Here is a 6,125-nt window from a genome sequence, read left to right on the forward strand (position 1 = left end):
GGTTTGTGGATTCGCTGAAAGCGTCCGTGCTGACCGCTTTCTACACCCCCAAAGAGATAACCGACACCATCGCGGACGTGCTGGCAGATTACAGCGTCCGCCCCGCCCGTATGCTCGAACCGTCGGCGGGGGTTGGCGTGTTCGTGGATTCCATGCTGCGGCACAACCCCAATGCGGATGTGATGGCTTTCGAGAAGGATCTGCTCACGGGTACAATCCTGAGGCATCTCTATCCCGGCAAGAAAACGCGCACCTGCGGTTTTGAGAAAATCGAAAGACCGTTCAACAATTATTTCGACTTGGCGGTGTCCAACATTCCGTTCGGAGACATAGCCGTGTTCGACCCTGAGTTTCAGCGGAGCGACTCATTCGGCAGACGCTCCGCCCAGAAAGCCATCCACAACTATTTCTTTCTCAAAGGACTGGATGCCGTGCGTGACGGCGGTATCGTGGCGTTCATCACCTCGCAAGGGGTATTGAACAGCACCAAGACCTCCGTGCGTAACGAGCTGTTCAGTAAGGCTGATCTGGTATCCGCGATACGCCTGCCCAACAACCTGTTCACGGACAACGCGGGGACAGAAGTGGGCAGTGACCTGATTGTCCTGCAAAAGAACCTCAGCAAGAAGGAAATGTCGCAGGACGAGCGGCTGATGACCGTAATACAGACGGACACGAAAACCGACCTGACCGACAACGCCTATTTCATCCACCACCCGGAACGCATCGTGCATACGACGGCGAAACTTGACACCGACCCATACGGGAAGCCCGCTATGGTCTATCTGCACGAGGGCAAGGCAGCAGGCATCGCCGGGGATTTGCACCGTATGCTCGACGAGGATTTCCATTACAGGCTCGCCATGCGTCTGTATTCGGGTTCAATCCGGCAGTCGGGAACGGAAGAAAAAGTTACCGTTCAAAAGGAGGTGGAGCGTACTGCCATAAAGATGGAAACAACATCTTCGATGCAGGCGGTGGAAACTCCGACGGAGAAACCGCAACCCACAGAGGAAAAGCCGGAGATAGAGCCACGTCCGAAATATTCTGACGGTGTGCAGCTATCCTTGCTCGATCTCTGGGGGATGACGGAAGAAGTCAGCCAACAACCGAAAACCGCCAAAAAGAAAAAGGAGGCGAAAAAGGAAAGCTCGGCAAGGCGCGTTCTACCCAAGCCACAGGTGCATGTCACACAAAATGTTACGGCTGTGCCGACGGCTACCACCCCTAAGACTGTAACAGAGAACAAGGAGGCTAAAACGGAGAACACCGCCAAGCCTGCCGACCCGGACGACATCTATGCCACGTTGGACTGGGATACCAATCCTCCCATCAACGGCTTCTACGAGATGATGATGGATTTGACGCCGGAACGCAGGAAGGAACTTCGGGAACTGGCAAGGCAGCATAACGAGAAACAAGCGGCGGCGGAAAAGATGGAAGTGAAAGCCGTGCCGGACACTCCCCGTGAGCAACCACGGCAGGAGGAAACACAGCCGGAAGCAGTCACCGCACCTGCCGTTACAGATACCCCACCGGAAGCGGTGGCGACCTCCCTTTTCCCCGACATCGAAGCGGAGAAGCCGAAGGAAGAAGTCGTGGACCTTTCGCCGCGTGCCTACCACCGCACGCCGGAGATGCACCTGCGCGAAGGGTCGCTGGTGGCTGACAGGGGGCGTCATAACATCGGCTACCTGAAGGACATCACGCCATACGGGGCGACATTCCAGCCGCTCGACCTGAAAGGCTACCAGAAGGAGAAGGCGTTACAGTATGTTTTACTCCGTGACGCCTACGAGCGGCTGTACCGCTATGAATCGAACCTGCATGAAGCAAATGTCCCGTGGCGAGAGCATCTAAACACCTGTTACGATGAGTTTGTCATGCGCTACGGCAACCTCAACGCCAAGCAGAACGTGAAGTTAGTGATGATGGACGCGGGCGGGCGTGACATCCTTTCGCTGGAACGGGCGGAGAACGGGAAGTTTGTCAAGGCGGACATCTTCGAGCGTCCCGTTTCCTTCTCCGTGGAGAGCCATGCCAACGTCGGCTCACCCGAAGAAGCACTGTCCGCGTCGCTCAACAAGTTCGGCACTGTCGATCTCGACTATATGCGGGAGATAACCGACAGTACGGCGGAGGATTTGCTCACAGCCCTGCAAGGGCGCATCTATTACAATCCGCTCGTAACCGGTTACGAGATTAAGGACCGCTTTATTGCCGGAAACGTGATAGAGAAAGCGGAACGCATAGAGGCTTGGATGGGCGAAAACCCCGAAAGTGAACGTATGCCGGAGGTGAAGCAGGCGTTGGAGGCTCTGAAAGATGCCGAACCGCCGCGCATCGCTTTTGAAGACCTTGATTTCAATTTCGGGGAACGCTGGATTCCGACGGGTGTCTATGCCGCCTACATGAGCCGGCTGTTCGACACGGAGGTGAAAATCGCCTACTCTGCAAGCATGGACGAGTTTTCGGTGGCGTGCGGCTACCGCACCATGAAAATCACGGACGAGTTTCTGGTGAAGGGGTATTACCGTAACTATGACGGCATGCACCTTCTGAAACACGCCCTGCACAACACCTGTCCCGACATGATGAAGTCCATCGGCAGGGACGAGCATGGCAACGACATCAAGGTGCGCGACAGCGAGGGAATACAGCTCGCCAACGCCAAGATTGACGAGATACGAAACGGCTTCTCCGAATGGCTCGAAGAGCAGTCGCCACAGTTCAAGGAGCGGCTGACGACGATGTATAACCGCAAGTTCAACTGTTTCGTGCGCCCGAAGTATGACGGCTCGCATCAGACTTTTCCCGACCTCAATCTGAAAGGGCTGGCAAGCCGGGGCATCAGGAGCGTCTATCCCTCGCAGATGGATTGCGTCTGGATGCTGAAACAGAACGGCGGCGGAATTTGTGACCACGAGGTTGGAACCGGCAAGACGCTGATAATGTGCATCGCCGCGCATGAAATGAAGCGTCTGAACTTGGCGCACAAGCCGATGATTATCGGGCTGAAAGCCAATGTTGCGGAGATTGCCGCCACCTATCAAGCGGCATATCCCAACGCGAGGATTCTGTACGCTTCGGAGAAAGACTTTTCGACCGCCAACCGCGTGCGCTTCTTCAACAACATCAAGAACAACGACTACGATTGTGTCATTATGTCGCACGACCAGTTCGGCAAGATACCGCAGTCGCCGGAGTTGCAGCAGCGCATCCTGCAAGCGGAGCTTGACACGGTGGAGGAAAACCTCGAAGTGCTGCGCCAGCAGGGAAAGAACGTATCGCGGGCGATGCTGAAAGGTCTGGAGAAGCGCAAGCATAACCTTGAAGCGAAATTGGAGAAGGTGGAACACGCCATAAAGTCACGCACGGACGACGTGGTGGACTTCAAGCAGATGGGCATCGACCACATTTTCATTGATGAATCGCACCAGTTCAAGAATCTGACTTTCAACACGCGCCACGACCGTGTGGCGGGATTGGGGAACAGCGAGGGAAGCCAGAAGGCACTGAACATGCTCTTTGCTATCCGCACCATACAGGAGCGCACGGGCAAGGACTTGGGGGCGACCTTCCTCTCCGGCACGACTATCAGCAACTCGCTGACTGAGCTGTACCTGCTGTTCAAGTACCTGCGCCCGAAGGAGCTGGAACGGCAGGACATTCGATGTTTTGATGCGTGGTCGGCGATATTTGCCAAGAAGACAACGGATTTTGAGTTCAACGTGACGAACAACGTGGTGCAGAAGGAGCGTTTCCGCTACTTCATCAAAGTGCCGGAGCTTGCCGCCTTCTATAATGAAATCACGGACTACCGCACGGCGGAGGATGTGGGCGTGGACCGTCCCAACAAAAACGAGATACTGCACCACATACCGCCCACGCCGGAGCAGGAGGACTTCATACAGAAGCTGATGCAATTCGCCAAGACGGGCGACGCCACCCTGTTGGGCAGACTGCCGCTTTCGGAAACGGAGGAAAAGGCGAAGATGCTTATCGCCACGGACTATGCCCGGAAGATGGCACTCGACATGCGCATGATAGACCCGCATTACGAAGACCACCCCGACAACAAGGCGAGCCACTGTGCCAAAATAATCGCGGAGTATTATCAAAAATACGACGCGCAGAAAGGCACGCAGTTCGTTTTCTCTGACTTGGGGACTTACCAGCCGGGCGATGGGTGGAACGTCTATTCGGAAATCAAGCGCAAACTGACGGAGGACTACGGCATACCGCCAAGCGAGGTGCGCTTCATTCAGGAGTGCAAGACCGACAAGGCTCGGAAGGCGGTGATAGATGCCATGAACGCCGGGACGGTGCGTGTGCTGTTCGGCTCCACCTCCATGCTCGGAACGGGTGTGAACGCACAGAAACGGTGTGTGGCAATTCATCATCTTGATACGCCGTGGCGACCGTCCGACCTGCAACAGCGTGACGGACGGGGAGTTAGAGCAGGCAACGAGATAGCCAAGCATTTCGCCGGGAACAACGTGGACGTAATAATCTACGCGGTGGAAAAATCACTGGACAGTTACAAGTTCAACCTCCTGCACTGCAAGCAGACTTTCATCAGCCAGCTTAAAAGCGGTGCTATGGAAGCGCGTACCATCGACGAGGGGGCAATGGACGAGAAATCGGGCATGAACTTCTCGGAATATATGGCGTTGCTATCCGGCAACACCGACCTGCTGGACAAGGCGAAACTGGAAAAACGTATCGCCTCGCTCGAAGGGGAACGCAAGTCGTTCAACAAGGGCAAGCGTGATTCGGAGTTCAAGCTGGAATCGAAGACCCGCGAGCTGGGCAACAACACAGCTTTCATAGATGCCATGACGGAGGACTGGAACCGCTTCCTCTCTGTGGTGCAGACCGACAAGGAGGGCAATCACCTTAATATAATAAAGGTGGACGGAGTGGATTCCGCCGATGAGAAAGTCATCGGAAAGCGTTTGCAGGAGATAGCCAAGAATGCCACGACCGGAGGGTTGTACACGCAGGTTGGAGAGTTTTACGGTTTCCCGATAAAGGTGGTCAGCGAAAGGATACTCAAAGAGGGATTGGAGTTTACCGACAACCGCTTCGTGGTCGAGGGGAACTACAAGTACACCTACAACAACGGGCATCTGGCGCTGGCTGACCCGTTGGCCGCCGCCCGCAACTTCCTCAACGCGATTGAGAGAATCCCCTCCATCATCGACCAGTATAAAGCGAAGAATGAGGTCTTGGAACGTGAGATACCGCAGTTGCAGGAGATAGCAGGCAAGGTGTGGAAGAAGGAGGAAGAACTGAAACAGTTGAAGTCCGAACTTGCCGCCCTTGACCGCAAGATACAGCTGGAACTTGCGCCGCCTACACCCGAAATCACCGAAAAGGAGCATGAAGGGCAACAGGTCAAACCGGAAGCGAAAGGTGTGCGAAACGGTATCAGGCAATATCCCGAAGATACATCACCGCAAATACGCAATCCATCGGAAAGTATTATCGCCAATCACACCATAACTGGGCATCCGGGGCTGTATGCCAAGGAGGAAACCCGGTCCAAAGGATTGAAAATATAACCTAAGGAATTTTATCTGAAGTATTAATAAGGGCTATCCCAAAAGGTCTAAAAGTAAATTTTATCCTTTCTGCAAGTATCTGTAGGATGGCAACTGCATTTTTTTTCTTTTTGGGCAGCCCTTATTAAAATTTATTCTTATTTTAGGTTATATACATTCATGTCCATTTATGTAAAAAATCCTGCTGACCTTGTTTATGTCTTGTCAGTCACCATTTGCAAAACCATATTTGACCCTCAAAGAGGCTGAATTTGATAAGCAACTTGCTACATACTCATAATAAGGAGCTAAATAGAACACGAATGGGAAATACTCAAATGCCAAACTAAAGAAGATATTGGCCAAAATAAACGTTATACCGAGAGAGAAACTTGATTTTTTTCAACTTCCTAAAACGTTGTTGTTCAAACATTTCTACTTATTTGTACTTACCAGTTGAACCTACGCTTCCCTAATAAAATGTCTATGGTAAAAAGTTAAAAAATCCTCCCACTTTTGTTAGATATATTTTTTTGTGTAATTTTGTAATCGTTATGCGGCAGTAATAATATACATATT

At 52.8% G+C, this 6,125-nt stretch carries 1 protein-coding gene; it reads left to right on the plus strand.

Annotation, left to right across the window (positions count from 1 at the left end; all coding sequences use genetic code 11):
- Positions 1-5,567: N-6 DNA methylase (locus EJL04_RS16160; RefSeq protein WP_125105674.1), on the plus strand; the 5,567-nt coding region annotated here is incomplete at its 5' end.
- Positions 5,568-6,125 lie beyond the last annotated feature (558 nt).

Origin of the sequence: Prevotella marseillensis (assembly GCF_900625065.1) — a bacterium.
Taxonomy (GTDB): Bacteria; Bacteroidota; Bacteroidia; order Bacteroidales; family Bacteroidaceae; genus Prevotella; species Prevotella rara.